The sequence below is a fragment of the Streptomyces sp. NBC_01445 genome (assembly GCF_035918235.1).
Classification (GTDB): Bacteria; Actinomycetota; Actinomycetes; order Streptomycetales; family Streptomycetaceae; genus Streptomyces.
Map to the genome: position 1 here is coordinate 8161171 of NZ_CP109485.1, position 22552 is coordinate 8183722.

Below are 22552 nucleotides of genomic sequence, written 5' to 3' on the forward strand. Positions count from 1 at the left end.
GCCCGGTGGCCGGCGGTCGCTTTGAGGTCTCCCGTCAGCGGCCCGCCGCCAGGACAAAACGGACCGGTGTGCCAGGGGTCGCCTGTGCCGCGGCGGGCAGGTCCGCCTGGCGTACGACGGCGACCACGGGATAGCCGCCCGTTGTCGGGTGGTCGGCGAGGAACACGACCGGCCTGCCGTCCGGCGGTACCTGTACGGCCCCCAGGACCATTCCCTCACTGGGGAGTTCACCCTCCGACGCCCTGAGCAGAGGCGGGCCCTCCGTGCGCAGGCCGATGCGGTTGCTCGCCGACGACACGCGGTACGCGCGCGTGGTCAGCGTGCGCAGGGACGCCGCCGTGAACCAGTCCGCGCGCGGCCCGAGCGAGATCCGCAGCACCAGTTCGCGGGGCGGCCCCGGCTGCGGGGCCACGTCCACGCGCGCGTGCGTCGACGACACCGTGCCCAGGGGGAGCACCGTGCCGTCCGCGAGGGGGGCGGGGCCGAGCCCGGAGAGCAGGTCGGTCGACCGGCTGCCGAGGACCGGCTCGACGGCCACCCCACCGGCGAACGCCGCGTAACTGCGTACTCCGCAGAGCGCGGGTCCGAGGTCGAGGAGCGCCCCGGCCGGGACCCGTACCGGCGCGCCCCAGGCGACCGGACGCCCGTCCACCGTCACCGCGCACGGCGCGCCCACCACGGCCACCGTCACATCACAACGCGGCTGTACGGCACATCCGTTGAGGGTGGTCTCCAGGACGGCGGCCCCGTGCGGGTTGCCGACGAGCCGGTTGGCGAGGCGGGCCGCCGGGAGGTCGAGCGCACCGGAGTGCGGCACCCCGAGATGCGCGTGCCCGGGTCGGCCCTCGTCCTGCACGGTGGTCAGCGCTCCGGCCCGGACGACGGCCATGGCGCGGTCCGTCACGCGGCCACCTCCGGCACGAAACGGACCCGGGTGCCCGGGGTGAGCAGCGCGGCGGGTACGCGCGCGTGGTCCCACAGCACGGTGTCCGTCGTCCCGATCAGCTGCCAGCCGCCGGGCGACGAGCGCGGGTACACACCCGTGTAAGGCCCCGCGAGCGCCACGGAGCCCGCGGGCACGGACGTGCGCGGCGTCGTCCGGCGCGGCACGTCGTAGCGGGCCGGCAGACCCGTCAGATAGCCGAAGCCGGGCGCGAACCCGCAGAAGGCCACCCGGAATTCGGCCTCCGCGTGGATGCGCGGCACCTCCTCGACGTCAACGCCCCACAGCGCGGCCACATCCGCCAGGTCGGGACCGTCGTAGCGGACGGGGATGTGCACGGCGTCGTCCCCGCGCGGAGGCAGCGGAGGGAGCTTCCAGTGGGGCAGCTGCGCCGCGAGCCGGCCCGCGGGTTCGTCGAGGCCGTCGAGGAGGACCGTGCGGGCCGCGGGTACGATCTCGCGTACGCGCAGCTCGCCCGCGGCGCGGCGGCGCAGCAGCTCGGCGTGGAGCGCCGCGGCCTCCTCGCCTCCGGAGACCTCGACGAGCAGCGCCCGGTCGCCGACCGGAAGGGCCCTCATGCGAAGGCCTCCAACCGGACTCCCGCCGACTCCAGCTGCGCCCGCACCCGTCGGGCGAGGTCCACCGCGCCCGGGGTGTCCCCATGCAGGCACAGGGACCGCGCGCGTACGGAGATCCGCTCGCCGTCGTGCGAGGTGACCGTTCCGAAGCGGGCCAGGCCGACGGACCGCTCGACCACGGACTCGGGGTCCGTCACCACGGCGCCCTCGCTGCCGCGGGGCACGAGTGTGCCCCGCGCGGTGTAGGCCCGGTCCGCGAACGCCTCGGTCACCAGGGGCAGTCCGGACTCGTCGGCCACCTTCAGGAGATGTGACCCGGGCAGCCCGAGGACGGGCAGGGTGTCATCCGCGAGTCGGACGCCGTCGACGACCGCGCGGGCCTGTTCCTCGTCGTGGACGACACGGTTGTAGAGCGCTCCGTGCGGCTTGACGTAGGCCACGCGCGTGCCCGCCGCGCGCGTGAAGACCTCCAAGGCGCCGATCTGGTACGCCACTTCGGCCGCCAGCTCGTCGGGCGGCACGTCCATGGCGCGCCGCCCGAACCCCGCCAGATCCCGGTACGAGACCTGGGCGCCGACCCGGACACCGCGCTCGGCCGCGAGGGCGCAAACGCGGCGCATCGTCGCCGCGTCCCCGGCGTGGAAGCCGCAGGCCACGTTGGCGCTCGTGACGACGGACAGGAGCTGCTCGTCGTCGGTGAGGCGCCAGCGGCCGAAGCCCTCGCCGAGGTCGGCGTTCAGGTCGATGGTCACGGCCGCGGGTGGGGCCTGCGCGGTCAGTGAGGTCATGGAACCCTCTTCTTCCGGTGGGGTGTTGCGGGATCAGGCGACGCGGTACTTCTCGTCGCGTGCGTCGGTCAGGAACATCCGGCCGGGCGCGTGCGTGATGGCGAACGGCGGCCGGGAGGCCATCACCGCGGCCTGTGGAGTGACGCCGCACGCCCAGAACACCGGGATGTCGCCCTGCTGCGCGGCCACGGGATCGCCGAAGTCCGGCCGCCCGAGATCCTCGATGCCGAGCCCGGACGGCTCACCGCAGTGCACCGGGCTGCCATGGACGGCGGGCAGCAGCGCGCTCTCCCGGATCGCCGCCGCGAGATGCTCCGGCGGGACCGGGCGCATCGACACCACCATCGGCCCCTGGAGCCGCCCGGCGGGCCGGCACTGGCGGCTGGTCGTGTACATCGCGACGTTGAGGCCCTGTTCGATGTGGCGCATCGGCACACCCGCCTCGGACAGAGCCCACTCGAAAGTGAAGCTGCACCCGATGAGGAACGACACGAGGTCGTCGCGCCAGTGGCCGACGACGTCCGTCGGCTCGTCGGTCAGTTCGCCGTGCTCCCACACCCGGTAGCGCGGCAGGTCGGTGCGCAGATCGGCGCCGGGAGCCAGCGGGGTGGTCCAGGCTCCCGCGTCCGTGACGTCCAGTACGGGACAGGGCTTGGGGTTGCGCTGGCAGAACAGCAGCATCTCGTAGGCCCAGTCGGCGGGGACCGAGATGAGGTTGGCCTGCGTGTGGCCGCGCGACCAGCCCGCGGTCGGCCCCGAGGCGCCGGCACGGATGCGGGCGCGGGCCTCGGCCGGGCTCCACGCGTGCGCGTGGCTGTCGACGACTTCCGTGCGGGTCGGGAGCGAGTCGGGAGTGACGGACTCCGTGGCGCGGTCCTGCGTGCGGTTCACAGGAGCTCCCTTCCGCGGGTCTCGGGCAGCCCGAAGAGGGCGATCACGGCGAGTGCGTACCCCACCGCACCGAAGATCAGGGCGCCGCCGACACCCCAGCTGTCGGCGAGGTACCCGACGAGCGTGGGGAAGACCGCTCCGACGGCACGCCCGGTGTTGTACGTGAAGCCCTGTCCCGTGCCGCGCACGGCCGTCGGGTAGAGCTCGCTGAGGAACGAGCCGAAGCCGCTGAAAATGGCCGACATGCAGAAACCGAGCGGGAAACCGAGAACAAGGAGAAGGCTGTTGGCCCCGTCGGGGATGCTCGTGTAGACGGCGATGCTCACCGCGGACAGCAGCGCGAAGAGCGCGATGTTGCGCTTGCGGCCGAGAAGGTCGGTGAGATAGCCCCCGGCCAGATAGCCGGCGAAGGCGCCGGAGATCAGGAACGTGAGATAGCCGCCGGTGCCGACGACTGTCAGGCCGCGCTCCGTCTTGAGGTACGTGGGTACCCAGGTGGCGAGCGTGTAGTAGCCGCCCTGGACACCCGTCGACAGGAGGACGGCGAACAGGGTGACGCGCCGCAGGCCGGGAGCGAAGATGGCCGCGAAGGAGCCCTTCTGCGCGCTCGTGTCCAGCTGCTGGGTCGCCTTGGGCGCGTCCTGCACCTGGCGCCGTACCCACAGGACGAGGAGTGCGGGCAGCGCCCCGGTCCAGAACATCACGCGCCACGCGAGGTCGTCGCCGAGGAACTGGAACACCAGCGTGTAGACGACCACGGCGAGCGCCCAGCCGACTGCCCACGCGCTCTGCACCGCTCCCAGGGTCCGGCCGCGGTTCCTGGCCGTGGCGTACTCGGCGACGAGGATCGCGCCGACCGCCCACTCGCCGCCGAAGCCGAGGCCCTGAAGGGCGCGGAAGACCAGCAGCGTCTCGTAGTTGGGGGCGAAGCCGCAGGCCACGGTGAAGACCGCGTACGTGATGACCGTGATCAGCAGGGCCTTCACGCGGCCGATGCGGTCCGCCACGACGCCGGCGACGGCGCCGCCGATCGCGGAGACGACGAGCGTGACCGTGGTCAGCAGGCCGGTCTGGCCGCTGTCGAGCCCGAAGTACGCGGCCAGCGCGACCATGCTCAGCGGCAGCGTGAAGTAGTCGAACGAGTCGAGCGCATAGCCGCCGAAGGCGCCCCCGAAGGCGCGTCGGCCGCGCGGGCCGAGGTCACGCAGCCAGCCGAACGCGCCCTCGGAGGGCGGGAGTTCACCTGGGCGTGCGGGGGAGTCGGTCACGGTCGCGTCGGGCGGTGGGGTCGTGCTCATGGGCACCTCGCAGGAGGGGATTGGGTGCTTCCTGAGTGGGCTGAACCGAGGGGCGCGGTCTGTGCGGGGAACAGCGCCTGTCCGCCAAGGTAGAGGATCGTTGAACGATCCCTCAATACCCATGTTGTTTCGTTCTGGTATCTGCGCTTGAATTCGGGCGTGGCCGAACTGAACGGACTGGCGGACGACCGCGCGCTCCTGGGGCGCACCAGCACCGCCGAGCGGGTCGCGGACATCCTCAGGAGCCGCATCGCGGAGGGGTACTTCCCGCCCGGGACGCGCCTGTCGGAGGACAGCATCGGCGGCGCGCTCGGCGTCTCGCGCAACACGCTGCGCGAGGCGTTCCGGCTGCTCACCCACGAGCGGCTCCTCGTGCACCAGCTCAACCGCGGCGTCTTCGTGCGCGTGCTCACCGTCGAGGACGTCGAGGACATCTACCTCACGCGCCGCCTCGTCGAGTGCGCCGTCGTACGCGGCCTCGGCCGGCCTCCGTACGACCTCGGCGCCGTGGCCGACGCGGTCGCCGACGGGCACCGCGCCGCGAAGGCGCGGGAGTGGAAGGGCGTCTCCACCGCCAACATCCACTTCCACCGGGAGCTCGTGGCGCTCGCGGGCAGCGCGCGGACCGACGAGCTGATGCGCAGTGTCTTCGCCGAACTGCGCCTCGCGTTCCACGTCGTGGACGACCCCCGCCGCCTGCACGAGCCCTATCTCGCCCGCAACAAGGAGATCCTCGAGACCCTGGAAGCGGGGCACCCCGACGACGCCGAACGGCTGCTCGCCCAGTACCTCGACGACTCCCGCGAGGGCCTGGTCGACGTGTACGGCCGACGGGTCGCGGAGGGCGAACGGCCGGACGCCTGACAGCCACTGTTCCCGGCGGTGCGGTGGGTCGCGGGGCGTGCAGTGCGGGCGGTCGCTTCTGCGCCGTTTCGACCGTTGTCAGACCAAGGACCTAGTCTGTGCTCCGTGACTTCGCCTGCCACCACGGAATCCGTTCCGCCCCAGCTCAGCGCGGGGCCGCGGCCCGCACCGGGCCCGGCCGCCGACGAAGGGCTCGCGCGCCGCCTTCGCGCGCTCGCCTGCACCGCGCCGCTGCACGACCTCGACGTGCGCAAGGCCAATCTCGCGGGCGAGTACTCCGGATACGGCATGGCCGAGGTGGCGCTCTCCGCCATCGACCTCGTCACACTCAACATGGACTTCGACACGGGCGCCGACCACGAGCAGATAGTGGCCAGGCTCATCCCCCGAGTCGGCGCACAGGCCCCGCAGCGCCCCGCCGCCGAGCACGAGCGCGTGGCCCGCTGGGTCCTGGAGAACCTGATCAACGTCGGCAGCGTCGACCGCGGCTTCCGCGCCGTGTACGGCACGTTCGCGCCCGACGGCTCCTATGTCCGCAGGGACTACGACTTCAAGCTGATCGAGGAAGTCGCCGGCTACGGGGGCAGCGTCTACCTCCGCACCACCGACGAAGCGGTCAACGTCCTAGTGGGCGCCCTCGACACCGACGTCACCAGCGCCCAGATCGCCGCCGAGGTGAAGCTGGAGGTGCTGATCAACCGCGGCCGTCTCGCCGACGCCCAGCTCGCCGCCGAGCAGGCCAGGTACCGGACGGTGCAGTACTCCGAGACCCTCCGAAGGGCCCTGGACGCGACCCGGAGGAACGTCCGCGCGGTGGACTGGCTGAACGCCGTCCCGGACATGATCGCCGAGGCGCTCGACCACGTCGCCGACCGGTACCGCCACGAGAACGCGATCCTCACGAACATCCGCAAGGCCCGAGACGAGTCCGAGGACCCCGAGCACAAGCGGCGCGCCGCCGAGCTCGTCGACATCGTCAAGGACTGCATCCGCCGGCACACACAGCTCCAGTCCCGCCTCCTCGAAGCGGGTCCCCTGTTCCGCGCCGAGCAGGACCGGCAGGCCTTCGCCGCCCCGTCCGCGCGCACGGGCCTCGATCTGTACGGGCAGCTCGTCGCGCCCCTGCTGCCGCTGCCGGTCGAGCAGGCGAGCCGCGTCACCGACGCGTTCTTCGCGCGCGGGACGGGCATGCGCACGCCCGTGTCCGTACGGGTCGGGGACCTGATCGACATACTGCTGACGCCGCCCCAGGAGCGGGAGCACCTCGGCATCGAGATGCCCGAGCCCGACCTGATCGCGACGCCCGACGACAGCCGGTTCAGCGAGGAGCAGCTGGCGAGCGCCATGGAGCTGCTCGACCTTCCCTCCGACGCGCCGCGCCGGCTCTCCGGACTGCTCGCCGAGGCGCGCCGCCGCGACCCCGAACTGCCTTATCTGGTCGCCCTGCTGTCCGTCCACGCGGCCAGCCCGCCGGTCGGCACGGCCTACCGGCAGGGCGAGGAGAAGCTGCTGTTCGCCGTGGACGACGGCACCGAGCTCGACGACCCGGAGTTCGGCGGCGCCGACCTCATCGTCGGCACGGCCCTCCTGGACGCCGCGGGCATGGCGGCCGACCGGACGGAGGCCGCGTAGTGCCGATCGCATCGCACCGTGCCTCACCGCCGCGCGTCGCTGATACCGACGTCCACCCGAGCCTCGCCGTAGACCCGACCAAGGAGCACCAGCCGTGACCGATCACCCCGCAGAGCACGCCGCGTGGGGCGAGGCGGAGCCCTCGGAGGCTCCGGCGGCCGGCGCGCCCGTCACTCCGGCCGACGCCGCCGACGCGGCCCGCCTCGTGGCCTTCGGCCTCCAGCCCAAGCTGCAGCCCGCCCGCGACCAGGAGTACGCCGAGCTGCTGCGCCGCTACCGCGAGGACCCGCCGTTCGCGCGGCTCGCCGACGCCGTCGCCGCCGGGCTCGGCCTCGTCGTCCTGGAGGTCTCCACGCGCGCGGGGATGGCCGTGACCGCCGCGGAGGACTCCGTATTCGCCGTCCGGATGGGCGACTACGCGCGCCGTACCTCCGCCGACGGCAGCGACCGCTTCCTGCACGGCCTCGCGCACCTCGCCGTCGCCGCGATGGCGTTCCCGCGCCCCGAGGACCTCGCCGACGACGGCTACATCGGCCGCGTCACGGTCAACGGCGTGGACGCCTTCGTCCGCCAGGCCTGTCGCCGCCTGGAGGAGCGCGCCGAGGAGCGGGGCGAGAACACGGACCCGGTCTCCGACGCCCCGGGCCTCGAGGCCGCGTGGCGCATCTGGGCCAGGCGCAGCTCGACCGGCGCGACGAAGGACGCGCGCCGCCTCGCCGGATCCACCACCGGCATCGTCGCCAAGGCCGTCGCGTTCCTCACCGACTCCGGGTTCCTGCAGAGAACGGGCGACGACTCGGGCGGCACCTACCGCACCACGGCCCGCTACCAGCTCCAGGTCCGCGACCTGGCCGGCACCGCCGCCCTCTCCGAGCTGGCGGACCTCGGCATCGTGCCCGTCACGGACGGCTCCGCGAGCCTCCTGCCGCCCGCGGACGAGGACGACGGGGAGCTCGTGGCCGACGCGGGACTCCCGTTCCACTCCTGACCGGCCACGCATCACCGCCCCACGACGTCCCGCCTCACCGACTTACTACGACGAGAGTCCGCCGCCATGTACGAGCTGTCCCGGATTCGCCTCTACTCCATCGGGCCCGCCGGTGCGCGCTACGCCGACACCGTCCTGGACCTGCGGGGCGTCGGCGAGCCCGTGCCCGACCCCGCCCCCACCCAGGCGGAGTTCTTCGAGGACGAGCCCGTCGGGCCGCCGCGGCGGCCGGCGCCCGCGGGCGTGCTCTTCCTGGAGAACGGCGGCGGCAAGTCGGTCCTCCTCAAGCTGATCTTCTCCGTGATGCTGCCGGGCCACCGGAACACGCTCGGCGGCGCCAGCTCCGGCGTGCTGCGCAAGTTCCTGCTCGCCGACGACTGCGGGCACGTGGCCCTGGAGTGGCAGCACACCCTCACGGGCGAGTGCGTCGTCGTCGGCAAGGTCAGCGAGTGGCGGGGGCGGCAGGTCTCGAACGACCCGCGCAAGTTCGCCGAGGCCTGGTACTCGCTGCGGCCCGGGCCCGGCATGAGCCTGGACTCGCTGCCCGTCGCCGAGTCCTCCGCCGTACGGTCCTCGGCCGAGGGCGTCTCGGGCGCGCAGGGACGGCGGCGCACCATGAAGGGCTTCCGGGACGCACTGACCGACGCGGGCAAGGCGTACCCGCACCTCGAAGTGCACTGGGAAGAGATCCACGACCGGTGGAACGAGCACCTGGGCGAACTCGGCCTCGACCCCGAACTCTTCCGCTACCAGCGGGAGATGAACGCGGACGAGGGTGAGGCCGCCGGCCTCTTCGCCGTCAAGAAGGACTCCGACTTCACCGACCTGCTCCTGCGCGCCGTCACCGACACCCGGGACACGGACGGGCTGGCCGACCTGGTCAGCGGGTTCGGCAACAAGCTGGGGCGGCGCGCCGAGCTGATCGCCGAACGCGAGTTCACCGCCGGCTCCGTGGACCTCCTCGGCCGCATCGTGGACGCCGCGGACACCCGGGCACGCGCGCGTGACGTGCACGCCGGAGCCGAGCGCCGCACCCGCACCCTGGCCCGCAGGCTCGCCGCCCGTGCCGCCCTGGAGCGCGGCCGTGCCGCCGACCTCGCCCAGCAGGTCACCGCCGCCGCGCACACCGTCGGCGAGGCGGAGCAGGCCCGCGGCCGCAGCGCCCTGATCGCTTCCGAACTGGCATACCGGCATGCCTCGTTGGCGCTCGCCGGAGCCGAGAAGGCCGCCGCAGCGCAGAAGCGTGAGCTGGCCGACGCGCGCACCCTGCACGCTGCCTGGCAGGCCGCCGAGGCCGTCCTGCGCCACCGCGCCGCCGCCGACCGCTCCGCGCGCGTGGCCGTCGCCATCCGCGAGGCCGAGCGGGACGCCGCCCCGGCCCTCGCCGCCCGCGCCAAGGCCGCCGCCGACCTCGTACGCGCCCTGCACGGAGCCGCCGAGAGTGCCGAGGAGCTGGCCAACGAGGGCGAGGAGCGCTCCGCCGCGCTCCAGGAGGCGGGCGAGACCGCTCACCGCGACGCGACTGTCGCCGCCACGGAGGCGCAGCGCGCCCGCAGCGAGGTCGGGCACCTGCGGCAGCGGCTCTCCGAGGTCGAACAGGAGACCGCCGAGGCGGTACGGGCCGGCTGGCTCGACGACACGGCGCCCGACGCCGACCCCGCGCGCGCGGCGCTCGCCGCGAGCGACGCCGAGAAGACCACGGTCGCCGCCTGGGACACGGCGCGTGACGCCGCACGGCGCGCGAACGAGCACGCACGGGAGACGGCGGGCGCCGAGGCCCGGGCCGAACTCACCGCGGCCCGCGCCGCGGATGCCGCCACGGCCGCCGAGAACGCGTACGGGGCCGAGCACCGCGCCGCCGGTTCCCTCGCGCGCGAAGAGCGCGTCGCGGAGCTGCTCGGACTGTCCGGGGTCCCCGGGATCCCCGCCGCAGGGGTGCCCGCGCCTCGGGGCGCGATGGCCGACGGAGCCGCGACCCGCCACGCGCGCGTGGCGACCGTCACCCGCGACCTCGGCGAAACCCCGCTCACGGCCGAGGAGTTGGACCGCGCGGCCGACGACCTCAAGGCGCTGCTCGACGACGGCGTCGCCTCCGCCGAACGCCAGCTCTTCGACCTGCGCACGGCCGCGGCCGACGACGCCCGCATCCTCGGCGCGCTCGGTGACGGCGGGCTCCTGCCGCCGGGACCCGACGTCCTCGCCACCGTCGAGTTCCTCGGCGAGCACGGCATCCCCGCCCTGCCCGGCTGGCGCTATCTCGCGCAGGCCGTCGACCCCGTGGACCACGCGCGCGTGCTCGCCGCACGCCCCGAGCTCGTCGACGGCGTCGTCATCACCGACCCCGACACGCACGCCCGGGCCCGCGAGGCACTCGCCGGCGCCGCCCTGCTGCCCCGCTCCGCCGTCGCCGTCGGCACGGCGGCCGCCCTGCTCGCCCCGACACCCCACGAGGAGACCGGCGACAGCGGCGTCTTCCTCGTGCCGCCGAACCCGGCGATGCACGACGAGCACGCCGCCGACGAGGAGCGGCAGGCGCTGCGCACGCGCGCGACCGAGCGCGACGAGGAGATCCGCGCCCTGGCCGCCCGGCTCTCCAAGGACCGGGAGCTCGCCGCCCGTATCGGCTCCTGGCGCACCGGCTGCCCGGACGGACGCCTCGCCGAACTGGCCGCCGCCGCACAGGAGGCACGCGCCTTCGCCGACGAGACCGAGGCCGAGCTCGCCGAGGCCCGCACTGTCCGCGCCGAGGCCGAAGAGACCGCGGTCGAGGCGACCCGCGTACGCGACGAGCGGCAGGACGCGGCCCAGCGCGCGCGGCGCGTCGCCGACGCCCTCGCGGGACTCGCGTTCCGGCTGCGCGAGCGCGCCGGCTGGCAGGTCAAGGTGCGCGAACTCGCCGACGAGGCCGTCGAGTCGGAGGCACGCGCCCAGACCTGCCTGGAGCGCGCCCGTTCCGCCGACGAGGACCGCAGGGCGGCACAGCGCGCAGCCGACGACGCCCGCCGAACCGCCCGTGCCCTGCGCGCCGAACGCGCGGAGATCGCCGGCGCCCCCGACGACGTACCGGCGGACCCCGAGCAGCCCTCCCCTCAGACGCCGAAGCCGTCGCTGCCCGCGCTGCGCGAGGCGTACCGCGCGGCCTCCCAGGTCTACGAGAAAGTCGGCGTCGGCGCCGACCTGCGCGCCGAGCAGGCCCGCGCGGAGAGCGACGAGAGCGCCGCTCTCGCCGAGCTCGACCGGCTCAGTAACAAGGTCCGCACCCGCGCGGCCCAGCTCCTGGAGTCCCCGGACGGCTCCGACGGACCGTCACGGCAGGCCGCCGCGGCCCGCGCCGACGAGCTGGTTCAGCTCCTGGAGGCCCGCGTCTCCACCGCGAGCGAGCAGCTCGGACGCCTGCGCGGCGAGGCCGAGCGGCACGCACCCGAGGACGGCGACGACGCCCACACCGAGCTGCCCGACGACCTCGTCCCCACCGGCGCCGAGCACGCCCAGACGCTCCTGCGCACCGCCACGGGCGAACTCGCCGCGCGCACCGAGGCGTTGACCGTGGCCCGCGCCGCCCACAGCGAACTCCTCGACGCCCACCGCGCCGCCGAGGACGCGACCGGCGGCTTCGAGGAGACCGCAGCGCTCCTCAAGGACCTGCTGCGCGAGCATCCCGACCGGCACGAGAGCGAGCAGGACGAGCCCGAGCCCTATCCCGGCACCCTCGAAGAGGCCCGGCACGCGGCGGCCGAGGCCCGACGCTCCCTGCGCGGCTGCGCCGCCGACCTGTCCGCCGCCGAGGCCGCCGTGCGCGAGGCGAGCGACATCCTCGTACGGCACGCGAACGCCACCCGCTACGAGCAGGTGCGCACGCCGGCCCGGCAACAGATCCGCGAGCTGCCCGCCTCGGCGCTGCCCGAGCACGCGCAGAAGTGGGCGGACGCGTTCGCGCCCCGGCTGCGCGTACTGACCGACGAGCTGGAGCAGTTGGAGCGCAACCGCGACTCGATCGTGGACCGGCTGCGCGGGCTCGTCGAGTCGGCGCTCGCCACACTGCGGTCCGCCCAGCGCCTGTCCCGCCTCCCGGAAGGGCTCGGCGAGTGGTCGGGCCAGGAGTTCGTGCGCATCCGCTTCGAGGAGCCCGACCAGGCGACCCTCGTGGAGCGGCTCGGCGAGGTCGTCGACGAGGCGACCCGCGCCGCCGTCAAGAAAAACTCCGACCTGCGCCGCGACGGCATGTCCCTGCTCCTGCGCGGTGTCGGCGCGGCGCTCCAGCCCAAGGGCATCGCCGTGGAGATCCTCAAGCCGGACGCCGTGCTGCGCGCCGAGCGGGTCCCCGTCGGACAGATGGGCGACGTGTTCTCCGGCGGCCAGCTCCTCACCGCGGCCATCGCCCTGTACTGCACGATGGCCGCCCTGCGCTCGAACGACCGGGGCCGCGACAAGCACCGGCACGCGGGCACGCTGTTCCTCGACAACCCGATCGGCCGCGCCAACGCCACGTACCTGCTCGAACTCCAGCGGGCCGTGTCGGACGCGCTCGGTGTGCAGCTCCTGTACACCACCGGCCTGTTCGACACGACGGCACTCGCCGAGTTCCCGCTGGTCATCAGGCTGCGCAACGACGCGGACCTCAGGGCCGGGCTGAAGTACATCAGCGTCGAGGAGCACCTGCGGCCGGGCCTGCCGCAGCAGGACCCGGCCGAGGAGACCGTGCACGGAGAGATCACGGCAACGCGCATGTACAAGCGCCCCGCGAACCAGCCCGGTTAGAGAGCCGGTCGCATCAGGCGTCCGCGCGCAGCAGATCGGCGCACTTCTCGCCGATCATCATCGTCGTGATGCACGGATTGACCGTGACGAGGTCCGGCATCACGGAGCCGTCGGCGACGCGCAGGCCCTCGGTCCCCTTCACGCGCAGCCGCGCGTCGAGCGGGGCCGAGGCATCGTCGTCCGCGCCCATCTTCACCGTGCAGGCCGGGTGGTAGACGGTGTTGTGCGTCTTGTGGATGTAGTCGAGCAGCTCGTCGTCGGTGCGGACATCAGGCCCGGGGGCCAGCTCCGCGCCCGCCCAGCCGCCGAGCGCGGGCTGCTCCGCGATGCGCCGCGCCAGCTTCAGCCCGTACGTCATCACGCGCGCGTCGTGCTCGTGCGTGAAGTACCGCGGGTCGACGAGCGGCTTGTCCCGGTAGTCGCGGGTGCGCAGCCGCACGGTGCCGCGTGACTTCGCGCGTGTCACGTTGGGCGTCAGGCAGAAGGCGTTCTCCGACGTCGGATAGCCGTACCGCGCGGTGTTCATGTCGAAGGGCACGGAGCCGTAGTGGAACATCAGGTCGGGCCGGTCGAGGCCGGGCTCGGTGTCGTAGAAGATGCCGGCCTCCCACCACTGGCTGGACGTGGTGGTCATCGGCTGCTTCGCCTCCCACATGATCACGCCCTCGGGGTGGTCCTGGAGGTTCTCGCCGACCCCGGGGGAGTCCACGAGCACGTCCACGCCCCTCTCGCGCAGATGACCGGCCGGGCCTATCCCGGACAGCATGAGGAGCTTGGGCGAGTCGATGGAGCCGCAGGAGAGGACCACCTCGCGGCGGGCACGCACCGTCCTGGTGTGGATGAGGTCGGGGTCGAGGTACTCGGCGCCCACGCAGCGCCGGCCCTCGAAGACGAGCCGCTTGGCCCGCACCCCCGTCCGCACAGAGAGGTTGGGCCGCCTGCCCATGACCGGGTGCAGATAGGCGACCGAGGACGACTGGCGGATGTTGTTCTCGTCGGAGTTGATCTGGAACCAGTTGGCGCCGCGCACCACCGTGCGGCCCGTGTTGAACGGCGTGGTCGGGATGCCCGCCTCGGCGCAGGCCGCCAGCAGCGCGCTGCCGCACGGGTCCGCGCCCTTGAGGGAACGCAGCTTCACCGGGCCGGAGCGGCCGTGGTGGTCCCCGGGGGCGTCGTTGTTCTCCAGGCGCTTGTAGAGCGGGAACACGTCGGCGGCGCCCCAGCCGGCGCACCCCGCAGCCGCCCAGTCGTCCAGGTCCTCGGCCGGCGCCCAGAAGGCGATGCACGAGTTGTGGGACGAGCAGCCGCCGAGGACCTTGGCGCGCGCGTGGCGCATGAAACTGTTGCCGCTGGTCTGGGGCTCGACCGGGTAGTCCCAGTCGTATCCGGAGTCCAACAGGGCCATCCAGCGGTCCAGTTGGAGGACGTTGTCGTCGCCGACGTCGCTCGGTCCCGCCTCCAGGACGCACACGCTGACGGACGGGTCCTCGGACAGGCGCGCCGCGACGACGTTTCCGGCGGTGCCTCCGCCGACCACGACGTAGTCGAAGACGTCAGAGTTCATGGGGTGGTGACCTCCTCCATTGGGGCAACGGTTCGGGCGGGCTCGGCCGCGTGTTCGGTGAGGACACCGGTGCGGTGTCGCTGGACGAACCAGTAGTAGGCGAAGCCGCCGCCCGCGATCACTCCGATGAACAGGACGGCGCCCCAGCGCAGATACCAGTGGTAGGGGGCGGCGGCGTTGTAGACGGCCGCGCGCGGCCAGATCAGGTTGAGCGTCATGGCGCCGCCCCACAGCACGGCGATGATGTTGACGGGCAGTCCCCAGCGGCCCAGGGAGAACTTCCCGTCGCCCGCCGGCTGCCACTTGCCGCGCAGCCGCGCCACCAGCATCGGGGCGGTGACCAGCAGATAGGCGAGGTAGATCATGATGATGCCGATGCTGGTGACCACGGTGAAGATCTGCGGCTGGCGGATGTTGACGACCAGGATCGCGAGCGCCAGTACGCCGATGACCACGGCCGGCACGACCGGCGTCTTGAACCGCGGGCTGACCCGGCCGAGGACCGACGACGCCGGCAGGTTGTTGTCGCGCGACATCGCGAAGGCGAGGCGGATGGCCGCGGTGTGCACGGCGAGCGCGCACACCGTGACCGCGATCAGCACGCACCACAGCATCGCCTTGCCGGCCGTCGGGCCGAGCACGTCGAGGACGACGTACTGCAGGCCGTCCGTCGACAGCTTCTCGCCGGTCAGGCTCGACACGCTCATCAGGGCGAGCAGCAGGATCAGCCCGCCGAGGACGAACGAGGCGACGATCGCGCGGATGATGGCGCGCGGCGCGCCCCGCGTCGGGTCGAGGGACTCCTCGCCGAGCGAGGCCGCCGTGTCGAAGCCGTACATCACGTACGCGGAGGCCAGCGACGCGACGAGGAACGCGCTCAGATAGCCGAAGGGCTGGCCGTGGCCCGCCCCGGCCGTGTGGGTCACGACCTGCGGGCCGCGCACGATGTGCACCGCGAACAGCACGATCAGGACGACGGTCGCGATCAGTTCGAGGAAGACGCCGGCCGTGTTGATGGTGGCCATCAGCTTCACACCGAAGGCGTTGACGAGCGTGGTGAAGAGGATCAGTACGGAGGCCAGGACGACGGCGTTGGTCGCGACGTCGTACGGGCCGGTGCCGTCCCCGATGAACTGGAAGGCCGACGAGATCTGCGGCAGCGTCAGCTGGTAGGCGAGCGCGACGGCCGCGATCGACACGACGGAGGCGAGCAGCATCATCCAGCCGGCGAGCCAGCCGATGTGCGGATTGCCCACCTTCTTCGCCCAGTTGTAGACGGAGCCCGCGACGGGATAGCGGGCGGCGAGTTCGGCGAAGCACAGGGCGACCGTGAACTGGCCGCCGAACACCATCGGCCAGGACCACCAGTACGCCGGGCCGCCGTTCGCGAATCCGAAGTAGAAGAGCTGGAAGGTGCCGGTGAGGATGGAGATGTAGCTGATGCCCGCGGCGAAGGTGTGGAAGTTGCCCAGCGTGCGCTTGAGTTCGGGCCGGTAGCCGAACTCGGCGAGCTCGGCGTCGTCCCCGCTCCGCGTCTCCTGTGTGCTCTCGTCCTGGCTCATGACGGGTCACCGTCCTCGGGACACTCCGGCGGCGCGCCGAACCAGCCCTGTGCGACGGGCTGCGTATTGCGCCAGATGTGCTTGGTCTCGCGGTACTCGGCGAGCCCCGAAGGGCCGAGTTCTCGGCCGGTCCCGGACTGCTTGTAGCCGCCCCACTCGGCCTGGGGGACGTACGGGTGGTAGTCGTTGATCCAGACCGTTCCGAGGCGCAGGGCGCCCGCGACGCGCGCCGCCTTCGCCTCGTCGCTCGTCCAGACGGCGCCCGCGAGCCCGTAGATCGAGTCGTTCGCGAGCCGCACCGCCTCCGCCTCGTCGGTGAACCGCTCGACGGTCAGGACCGGGCCGAAGGACTCGTCCTGCACGACGGACATGCCGCTCGTGCACTCGTCGAGGACGGTCGGCAGGTAGTAGAAGCCCTGCTCGTACGCGGCCGGCTCGGGCCGTGCGCCGCCGCAGCGCAGCACCGCCCCCTCCTCGATGCCCCGTGCGACATACGCCTCGACCTTGGCGCGGTGCGCGGCCGAGATCAACGGCCCCGTCTGCGCGTCGTCGTCGAACGGGCCGCCCAGTCTGATGAGTTCGGCGCGCTGCACGACCTCGTCCACGAAGCGGTCGTGCAGCGAGTCCTCCACCAGGAGCCGAGCGCCGGCCGAGCACACCTGCCCCGAGTGCAGGAACACCGCGGTGAGCGCCATGTCGACGGCCGCGTCGAAGTCGGCGTCCGCGAACACGATGTTCGGGTTCTTGCCACCGAGTTCGAGGGCGACCTTCTTGACCGAGCCCGCCGCGGCGGCCATGAGCAGCCGTCCGGTCTGCAGACCGCCCGTGAACGACACGAGGTCCACGTCCGGATGGTCGCCGAGCGGCGCGCCCGCCTCCGGGCCCGCGCCGAGGACCAGATTGGCGACGCCCGCGGGCAGCCCCGCCTCGTCGAGCAGCCGCATCAGATGGATCGCCGTGTGCGGGGTGAGCTCGCTGGGCTTCAGGACGAAGGTGTTGCCGGCCGCGAGCGCCGGGGCGACCTTCCACGCGGTCTGCAGGAGCGGGTAGTTCCAGGGGGTGATCAGGGCGCACACCCCGACGGGCTCGTACAGGACCCGGCTCTCGGCGCCCGCCGTCCCCGTTTCCACGACGCGCCCGGTGTCGGCGGTCGCGAGCCGCCCGAAGTAGCGGAAGCAGTTCGCGATGTCGTCGATGTCGTACGCGCTCTCGACCAGCCGCTTCCCGGTGTCCAGGGACTCGGCGCGGGCCAGCGCGTCCTTGTCGCGCACGAGCAGGTCCGCGACGCGCAGGAGGAGGTCGCCGTGTTCGGCCGCCGACATCCGGGGCCACGGGCCTTCGTCGAAGGCGTGGCGGGCCGCGGCGATTGCGTCGGCGGTGTCCTTGGCCCCCGCCTCGTCGACCACGGCGACGAGCGAGCCGTCGGCGGGGCAGCGGATCTCACGGGTCCGCTCGTCGCGGGCGGTGGTCCATCCGCCGCCGATGAACAGGTCAGGCATGGGCACCGCCCAGCTTCGAGGTCAGCCATTCATGGAAGATCCCGATGTGGTGCTCGGTCGGGACGAGTACGCCGCCGCGCCGGTAGGCACGGGAGTCCATCGACGGCTGGGTCCGCTCACAGGCCTCGAAGTCCTGGGCGTTGACCCGGTGGAACAGCTCCACGGACTTGGAGACATCGGCGCCCGACTCGACGACCTCGGGCGCGTACAGCCAGTCGCACTCGACGACCGTGCGGTCCTCGGCCAGCGGGAACATCCGGTGCAGGATCACATGGTCGGGGACGAGGTTGATGAAGACCGTCGGCCGCACGGTGATCGCGTAATAGCGGCGGTCCTGGTCCTCGGCGACCTCGGGCAGCCGGCCGAAGCCCTCGCTGCCGTCGACGGTGAAACCCTTCACGCCGTCCCCGAACTCGGCGCCGTGGCCCACGTAGTACTGGGCGGCGTAGCCGTCCGCGAACTCCGGCAGGACATCGGTCAGTTCGGGGTGGATCGTCGCGCAGTGGTAGCACTCCATGAAGTTCTCGACGATCAGCTTCCAGTTGGCCTTCACGTCGTACGTGATGCGCTTGCCGAGAGCCAGATTCTGGGTGTGGTACCGCTCGATCGAGGCCGTGTCGCCGAGCCGCTCGACGGCATCGCCGATCACCGTCTCCTCGAAGGAGGGCGGCTCATCCGCCAGGCTGACCCAGGCGTAGCCGAGCCACTCGCGCAGGGCGACCTTGACCAGGCCGTACTCGGTACGGTCGACGTCCGGCATCTGCACGAGGTTCGGCGCAGCGATGAGCTTGCCGTCGAGGTCGTACGTCCACGCGTGGTACGGGCACTGGAGGTTGCGGCGGACCTGGCCGGACTCCTCCGTGCACAGGCGGGCGCCGCGATGGCGGCAGACATTGAGGAAGGCCCGCAGTTCGCCGGTGCGGGAGCGGGTGATCAGGACGTTCTCGCGGCCGACCTGGACCGTGCGGAACGTGCCCGGCTTGTCGAGGTCCGCGGCGCGTACGGCGCAGAACCACATCGACTCGAAGAGGCGTTCCTGTTCCTGCCGGAAGATGTCCGGATCGGTGTAGTAGTGCCCGGGCAGCGTGGCCATCAGGCTGGGGGAAATCGGGGTCGTCGTCACGTGCGGACTCCTCAGGCGGGCGCGGCGGCGAGGCGGCTGGGGTCGAAGAGGTCGATGGGGTACGCGGTGGCGCCGGTGAGCGCGAGGTCGGCGACGATCTCACCGACGACGGGCACGGACTCGGTGGCCCGCTCGCGGAGGCCGAACACGTCATAGGTGCGTGACATGTCCGGACCTCCGCGCGATCAGCGGCGGATGCGGGTCATCTTCGGGTCGAACAAGGGCTCGTCGGCGACCGTCGCCGGGACCTTCTCGCCGAAGTACTCGATGTGGACGCCCGTGCCGGAGGGGAGCGGCGGCAGCCACGCGTACGCGACACATCGGCCCAGCGTGTAGCCGTACGAGGCGCTGGTGACGTAGCCGGACGGGACCCCTTCGACGTGGACGGGCTCCTTGCCGAGCACGACGGCCGCCGGGTCGTCCAGGAGGAGCGGCGTGAGCCTGCGGGCCGGCTGCTCGCCCTTGCGCTCCAGCGCCGCCCTGCCCAGGAAGTCACCGCGGTCCATGCGGACGGCGAATCCGACGCCCGCCTCGTACGGGTCGTGCTCCTCGGTCATGTCGTGGCCCCAGGAGCGGTAACCCTTCTCCAGGCGCAGGCTGTTGAAGGCCGAGCGCCCGGCCGCGATCACGCCGTGTTCCCGCCCCGCCTCCCACAGCGTGTCCCACAGTCGCAGCCCCAGGTCGGCGGTGGTGTACAGCTCCCAGCCCAGCTCACCCACGTACGACAGGCGCATCGCGGTGACCGGCACATGGCCGAGGTAGGTCTGCTTGGCGCGGAAGTAGCCGAAGCCCTCGTGCGAGAAGTCGTCGCGGGTCAGCGGCTGGACGAGGTCGCGGGCCAGCGGGCCCCAGACGCCGATGCAGCAGGTCCCGGAGGTGATGTCCCGGATCTGTACTCCCCCACTTTCGGCTTCGCTCGAGCGGGAGGTGCCCCCACCGGGCGCGTGGCGCGTGAGCCAGTCCAGGTCGGCGGGGGAGTTCGCGCCGATCTGGAAGCGGTCCGGCGCGAGACGGGCGACGGTCAGGTCGGACCGGATGCCTCCCGCCTCGTTGAGAAGGAGCGTGTACGTGACCGCGCCCGGCTTCTTCGCGAGATTGTTCGACGTCATGCGCTGGAGGAAGGCGAGGGCACCCGGGCCCGTGACCTCCAGCCGGCGCAGGGGCGTCATGTCGTAGAGGGCTACCTTCTCGCGGGTGGCCCTGGCCTCGGCGGCCGCGATGGGCGACCAGTAGCGGGCCGACCAGGCGTCGCGTTCGGGCAGGTCGCCGGTGGGCAGGTCCGTGTTCGCCTCGTACCAGTGCGGACGCTCCCAGCCGCCGCCCTCCAGGAAGTACGCGCCGAGCTGCTCCTGGCGGGCGTGGAAGGGGCTGACCCGCAGCGGGCGCGGCTGCTCGGCCGGCTGGAGCGGGTGCAGGACGTCGTAGACCTCGGTGAACTGCTGCGCCCCGCGGTCGTGCACATAGGAGGGGGAGCGCTGGGCGTCCTCGAACCGGGTGAGGTCGCACTCGTGCACGTCGACGGAGGGCCGCCCGTCGACCATCCACTCGGCGACGGCCTTGGCGACGCCCGCGGAGTGCGTGACCCAGACCGCCTCGGCCAGCCAGAAGCCGCGCAGCGCCCGGGTCTCGCCGAGGACCGGCATCCCGTCGGGCGTGAAGGAGAAGACGCCGTTGAAGCCCTCCTCGATCTCGGTCTCACGCAGCGCGGGGATCAGCCACCGGCAGTCCTCCCAGCTGGGCGCCCAGTCCTCCTGGGTGAAGGGCAGCGACGACGGCATGTCCAGCTCGGTGGCCCGCGCCGTGTCGTAGTCGAGCACCTTGAACGGATCGATGGGCAGGGGCTTGTGGGCGTAACTGCCGATGCCGATGCGGTCGGTGTGCTCACGGAAGTACAGATCACGGTCCTGGAAGCGGAGGATCGGCTTCGAGGCCTCCGTGCGGGGGCCGTTGGCTCCGTCGAGCTCCGCCATCGGCTCGGTCTTCGCGTACTGGTGCGCGAGGGGCAGGAGCGGGACGTCCACGCCGGCCATACGGCCGATCACCGGGCCCCAGAATCCGGCGGCGGAGACGACGTGGTCGGCGGGGAAGGTGCCGCGGTCGGTGACCACCGCCGTGACCCGGCCGTCCTCCTGCTCGATGCCGGTGACTGTGTGCCGGTCGAGGAAGGTGGCGCCGCGTTCGCGGGCGCGTTGCATCTGGGCGCGGGAGGCAAGGAGGGCGCGGGCCAGGCCGTCGTCGGGGGTGTGGAAGCCGCCGAGTACGGCCGACTCGTCGATGAGGGGCCACAGTTCCTTGCAGCGCGCGGCACTGACGAGTTCGCCGCGCACGCCCCAGGAGGCGGCGTAACCGGCCTTGCGGTGCAGGTCGGCCCAGCGCTCGGGGGTGGTCGCCAGCTCCAGGCCGCCCACCGGGTTGAAGCAGGGAAGTCCGTCCACCTCAAGGGTCTTGAACTTCTCCACTGTGTACCGGGCGAACTCCGTGAGGGTCTTGGACGGGCCAGTCTGGAAGACAAGGCCCGGCGCGTGCGAGGTGGAGCCGCCGGGGGCCGGCAGCGGGCCCTGTTCGAGGACGGTGACGTCGGTCCAGCCGCGGGCGGTGAGCTCGTCGGCGAGGGAGCAGCCGACGATTCCGGCGCCGATGACGACGACGCGAGGGCTGGATGTTCCGGGCTTTTCGGGTGTGCTGGACATGCCCCTCCTCATGCTGGTGGGGATGGAATGGCCTTGTGCGGCAGGTATGTCGGCGCGCGCCGCGGGGTGCAGGAGGACGGGTCGCCGGTCGCGGCGGCGGCCGTGATCGCCGACGCGTCGTGTGCGGCGTCGACGGTCAGGACCTCCTCGTCGTCGCCGATCAGTCAGACGTTGTTCTCGACGTCGAACGTCCGTCCAGGCTGAGCGTGCCCGAGGTGACGACGCGTTCGGTGCGGGCCGCGGGGCTCACAGGACCACCACCGAGCGCAGCACCTCGCCGCGGTGCATCTTCGCGAACGCCGCCTCCACCTGGTCGAGGGCGATCGTCTCGGACACGAACGCGTTCAGGTCGAGCAACCCGTAGAGGTACTGGTCGATGAGGACCGGGAAGTCACGGCTCGGCAGGCAGTCCCCGTACCAGGAGGACTTGAGCGATCCGCCGCGCGAGAACAGGTCAATGAGCGGAATGTCCACCGCCATGTCCGGCTCGGGCACTCCGACCTGGACCAGCACGCCCGCGTGGTCGCGCATGTAGAACGCCTGCTTGTACGTCTCCGGGCGGCCCACCGCGTCGATGGCGATGTCGACGCCGAACCCGCCGGTGAGCGCGCGCACCGCCTCGATCGGGTCCGTGCCACGGGAGTTGACCGTGTGCGTGGCGCCGAACCGCTCGGCCTGGTCGAGCTTCTTGTCGTCGATGTCGACGGCGATCACGCGGCGCGCGCCGTTGAGGCAGGCGCCCGCGATGGCCGCGTTGCCGACGCCGCCGCAGCCGATGACGGCGACGGTGTCGCCGCGCTGGACGTTGCCCGTGTTCACGGCCGCGCCGTAGCCGGCCATCACGCCGCAGCCGATCAGGCCCGCGGCCTCGGGACGCGCCGCGGGGTCGACCTTGATCGCCTGTCCGGCCGCGACCAAGGTCTTCTCGGCGAACGCGCCGATACCGAGCGCGGGGCTCAGCGGCGTTCCGTCGAGCAGCGTCATGGGCTGCGTCGCGTTGCGCGAGTCGAAGCAGTACCAGGGGCGGCCGCGACGGCAGGAACGGCAGTTGCCGCAGGGGGCGCGCCAGGCGAGCACCACGTAGTCGCCGGGGGTGAGGTCGGTGACCCCGTCGCCGACGGACTCGACGGTGCCGGCCGCCTCATGGCCGAGCAGGAACGGGAAGTCGTCGTTGATGGCGCCCTCCCGGTAGTGCAGATCCGTGTGGCAGACCCCGCATGCCTGCACCTTGACCAGAACCTCGCCCGGACCGGGATCCGGCACGACGATCGTCTGTACCTCGACGGGTGCGCCCTTCTTCACAGCGACGACGGCGCGGACCTCATGTGGCACGACCAAACTCCTCTGCTGTTGCGCAATGCACGCTCAGTTGCG

The 22552-nt window shown here is 72.5% G+C and carries 16 protein-coding genes and 1 pseudogene; 4 read left to right on the top strand and 13 right to left on the bottom strand.

Going from position 1 to position 22552, the window contains the following annotated elements; genetic code table 11:
- Positions 1-34: 34 nt before the first annotated feature.
- The 5 genes from OG574_RS37185 to OG574_RS37205 are packed head-to-tail and all read right to left on the bottom strand — an operon-like array spanning position 35 to position 4498.
- Entirely contained in the window at positions 35-904 is an 870-nt protein-coding gene (locus OG574_RS37185) for a biotin-dependent carboxyltransferase family protein (RefSeq protein ID WP_326776775.1), read from the bottom strand.
- Positions 901-1521 carry a 5-oxoprolinase subunit B family protein gene (locus OG574_RS37190; RefSeq protein WP_326776776.1) on the bottom strand — a complete coding sequence of 207 codons (621 nt, stop codon included), beginning with the start codon at positions 1519-1521 and terminating at the stop codon, positions 901-903. The genes OG574_RS37185 and OG574_RS37190 overlap by 4 nt, the downstream gene beginning before the upstream one ends.
- Complete coding sequence (locus OG574_RS37195) at positions 1518-2309, bottom strand: LamB/YcsF family protein (protein ID WP_326776777.1); 792 nt, start codon at positions 2307-2309, stop codon at positions 1518-1520. Before OG574_RS37195 ends, OG574_RS37190 begins: the two co-directional genes overlap by 4 nt.
- 33 nt (positions 2310-2342) lie before the next feature.
- On the bottom strand, positions 2343-3200 hold the full coding sequence (locus OG574_RS37200) for a putative hydro-lyase (RefSeq protein WP_326776778.1): 858 nt from the start codon (positions 3198-3200) through the stop codon (positions 2343-2345).
- Positions 3197-4498, bottom strand: a complete 1302-nt coding sequence (locus tag OG574_RS37205) for an MFS transporter (protein ID WP_326776779.1) — start codon at positions 4496-4498, stop codon at positions 3197-3199. Before OG574_RS37205 ends, OG574_RS37200 begins: the two co-directional genes overlap by 4 nt.
- Before the next feature lie 159 nt (positions 4499-4657).
- Here OG574_RS37205 and OG574_RS37210 point away from each other — a divergent pair, with 159 nt between their 5' ends.
- From OG574_RS37210 to OG574_RS37225, 4 genes are all read left to right on the top strand, one after another.
- The gene (locus tag OG574_RS37210) at positions 4658-5362 is read left to right on the top strand and encodes a GntR family transcriptional regulator (RefSeq protein WP_326776780.1); all 705 of its coding nucleotides are present in this window, start codon (positions 4658-4660) and stop codon (positions 5360-5362) included.
- Positions 5363-5467: 105 nt separating this feature from the next.
- Positions 5468-6994 (top strand): hypothetical protein, encoded by a 1527-nt coding sequence (locus OG574_RS37215; RefSeq protein ID WP_326776781.1) that lies wholly within the window; start codon positions 5468-5470, stop codon positions 6992-6994.
- Positions 6995-7088: 94 nt separating this feature from the next.
- The gene (locus OG574_RS37220) at positions 7089-7982 is read left to right on the top strand and encodes a hypothetical protein (protein WP_326776782.1); all 894 of its coding nucleotides are present in this window, start codon (positions 7089-7091) and stop codon (positions 7980-7982) included.
- Between the two features lie 66 nt (positions 7983-8048).
- Positions 8049-12740 carry a hypothetical protein gene (locus OG574_RS37225; RefSeq protein ID WP_326776783.1) on the top strand — a complete coding sequence of 1564 codons (4692 nt, stop codon included), beginning with the start codon at positions 8049-8051 and terminating at the stop codon, positions 12738-12740.
- 13 nt (positions 12741-12753) lie between these two features.
- On the opposite strand, the gene OG574_RS37230 is transcribed toward OG574_RS37225, so the two are convergent.
- The 8 genes and pseudogenes from OG574_RS37230 to OG574_RS37265 form a co-directional block, all read right to left on the bottom strand.
- Complete coding sequence (locus OG574_RS37230; RefSeq protein WP_326776784.1) at positions 12754-14304, bottom strand: GMC family oxidoreductase; 1551 nt, start codon at positions 14302-14304, stop codon at positions 12754-12756.
- The gene (locus tag OG574_RS37235; RefSeq protein WP_326776785.1) at positions 14301-15866 is read right to left on the bottom strand and encodes an APC family permease; all 1566 of its coding nucleotides are present in this window, start codon (positions 15864-15866) and stop codon (positions 14301-14303) included. The genes OG574_RS37230 and OG574_RS37235 overlap by 4 nt, the downstream gene beginning before the upstream one ends.
- Positions 15863-17365 carry an aldehyde dehydrogenase family protein gene (locus OG574_RS37240; protein ID WP_326776786.1) on the bottom strand — a complete coding sequence of 501 codons (1503 nt, stop codon included), beginning with the start codon at positions 17363-17365 and terminating at the stop codon, positions 15863-15865. Before OG574_RS37240 ends, OG574_RS37235 begins: the two co-directional genes overlap by 4 nt.
- Positions 17358-18458 carry an aromatic ring-hydroxylating dioxygenase subunit alpha gene (locus OG574_RS37245; protein WP_398378036.1) on the bottom strand — a complete coding sequence of 367 codons (1101 nt, stop codon included), beginning with the start codon at positions 18456-18458 and terminating at the stop codon, positions 17358-17360. Before OG574_RS37245 ends, OG574_RS37240 begins: the two co-directional genes overlap by 8 nt.
- A gap of 41 nt (positions 18459-18499) precedes the next feature.
- Positions 18500-18655, bottom strand: coding sequence for a hypothetical protein (locus OG574_RS37250; protein ID WP_326778855.1), 156 nt, complete (start codon positions 18653-18655; stop codon positions 18500-18502).
- 18 nt (positions 18656-18673) lie between these two features.
- Complete coding sequence (locus OG574_RS37255) at positions 18674-21178, bottom strand: GcvT family protein (protein WP_326776788.1); 2505 nt, start codon at positions 21176-21178, stop codon at positions 18674-18676.
- Positions 21179-21258: 80 nt separating this feature from the next.
- Positions 21259-21428: pseudogene (locus tag OG574_RS37260) on the bottom strand (MBL fold metallo-hydrolase); the annotation flags it as partial.
- A complete protein-coding gene (locus OG574_RS37265) occupies positions 21425-22510 on the bottom strand; it encodes an S-(hydroxymethyl)mycothiol dehydrogenase (RefSeq protein WP_326776789.1) in 1086 nt (361 codons plus the stop codon). The gene OG574_RS37265 and the pseudogene OG574_RS37260, both read right to left, overlap by 4 nt.
- Positions 22511-22552: the final 42 nt, after the last annotated feature.

What these genes read in the sequence shown, in the direction of transcription:
- OG574_RS37190 (WP_326776776.1), bottom strand. Translation starts at nt 1,521, where the DNA reads ATGAGGGCCCTTCCGGTCGGCGACCGGGCGCTGCTCGTCGAGGTCTCC.
- OG574_RS37195 (WP_326776777.1), bottom strand. Translation starts at nt 2,309, where the DNA reads ATGACCTCACTGACCGCGCAGGCCCCACCCGCGGCCGTGACCATCGAC.
- OG574_RS37205 (WP_326776779.1), bottom strand. Translation starts at nt 4,498, where the DNA reads ATGAGCACGACCCCACCGCCCGACGCGACCGTGACCGACTCCCCCGCA.
- OG574_RS37225 (WP_326776783.1), top strand. Translation starts at nt 8,049, where the DNA reads ATGTACGAGCTGTCCCGGATTCGCCTCTACTCCATCGGGCCCGCCGGT.
- OG574_RS37230 (WP_326776784.1), bottom strand. Translation starts at nt 14,304, where the DNA reads ATGAACTCTGACGTCTTCGACTACGTCGTGGTCGGCGGAGGCACCGCC.
- OG574_RS37235 (WP_326776785.1), bottom strand. Translation starts at nt 15,866, where the DNA reads ATGAGCCAGGACGAGAGCACACAGGAGACGCGGAGCGGGGACGACGCC.
- OG574_RS37240 (WP_326776786.1), bottom strand. Translation starts at nt 17,365, where the DNA reads ATGCCTGACCTGTTCATCGGCGGCGGATGGACCACCGCCCGCGACGAG.
- OG574_RS37245 (WP_398378036.1), bottom strand. Translation starts at nt 18,458, where the DNA reads ATGGCCACGCTGCCCGGGCACTACTACACCGATCCGGACATCTTCCGG.
- OG574_RS37250 (WP_326778855.1), bottom strand. Translation starts at nt 18,655, where the DNA reads ATGTCACGCACCTATGACGTGTTCGGCCTCCGCGAGCGGGCCACCGAG.
- OG574_RS37255 (WP_326776788.1), bottom strand. Translation starts at nt 21,178, where the DNA reads ATGTCCAGCACACCCGAAAAGCCCGGAACATCCAGCCCTCGCGTCGTC.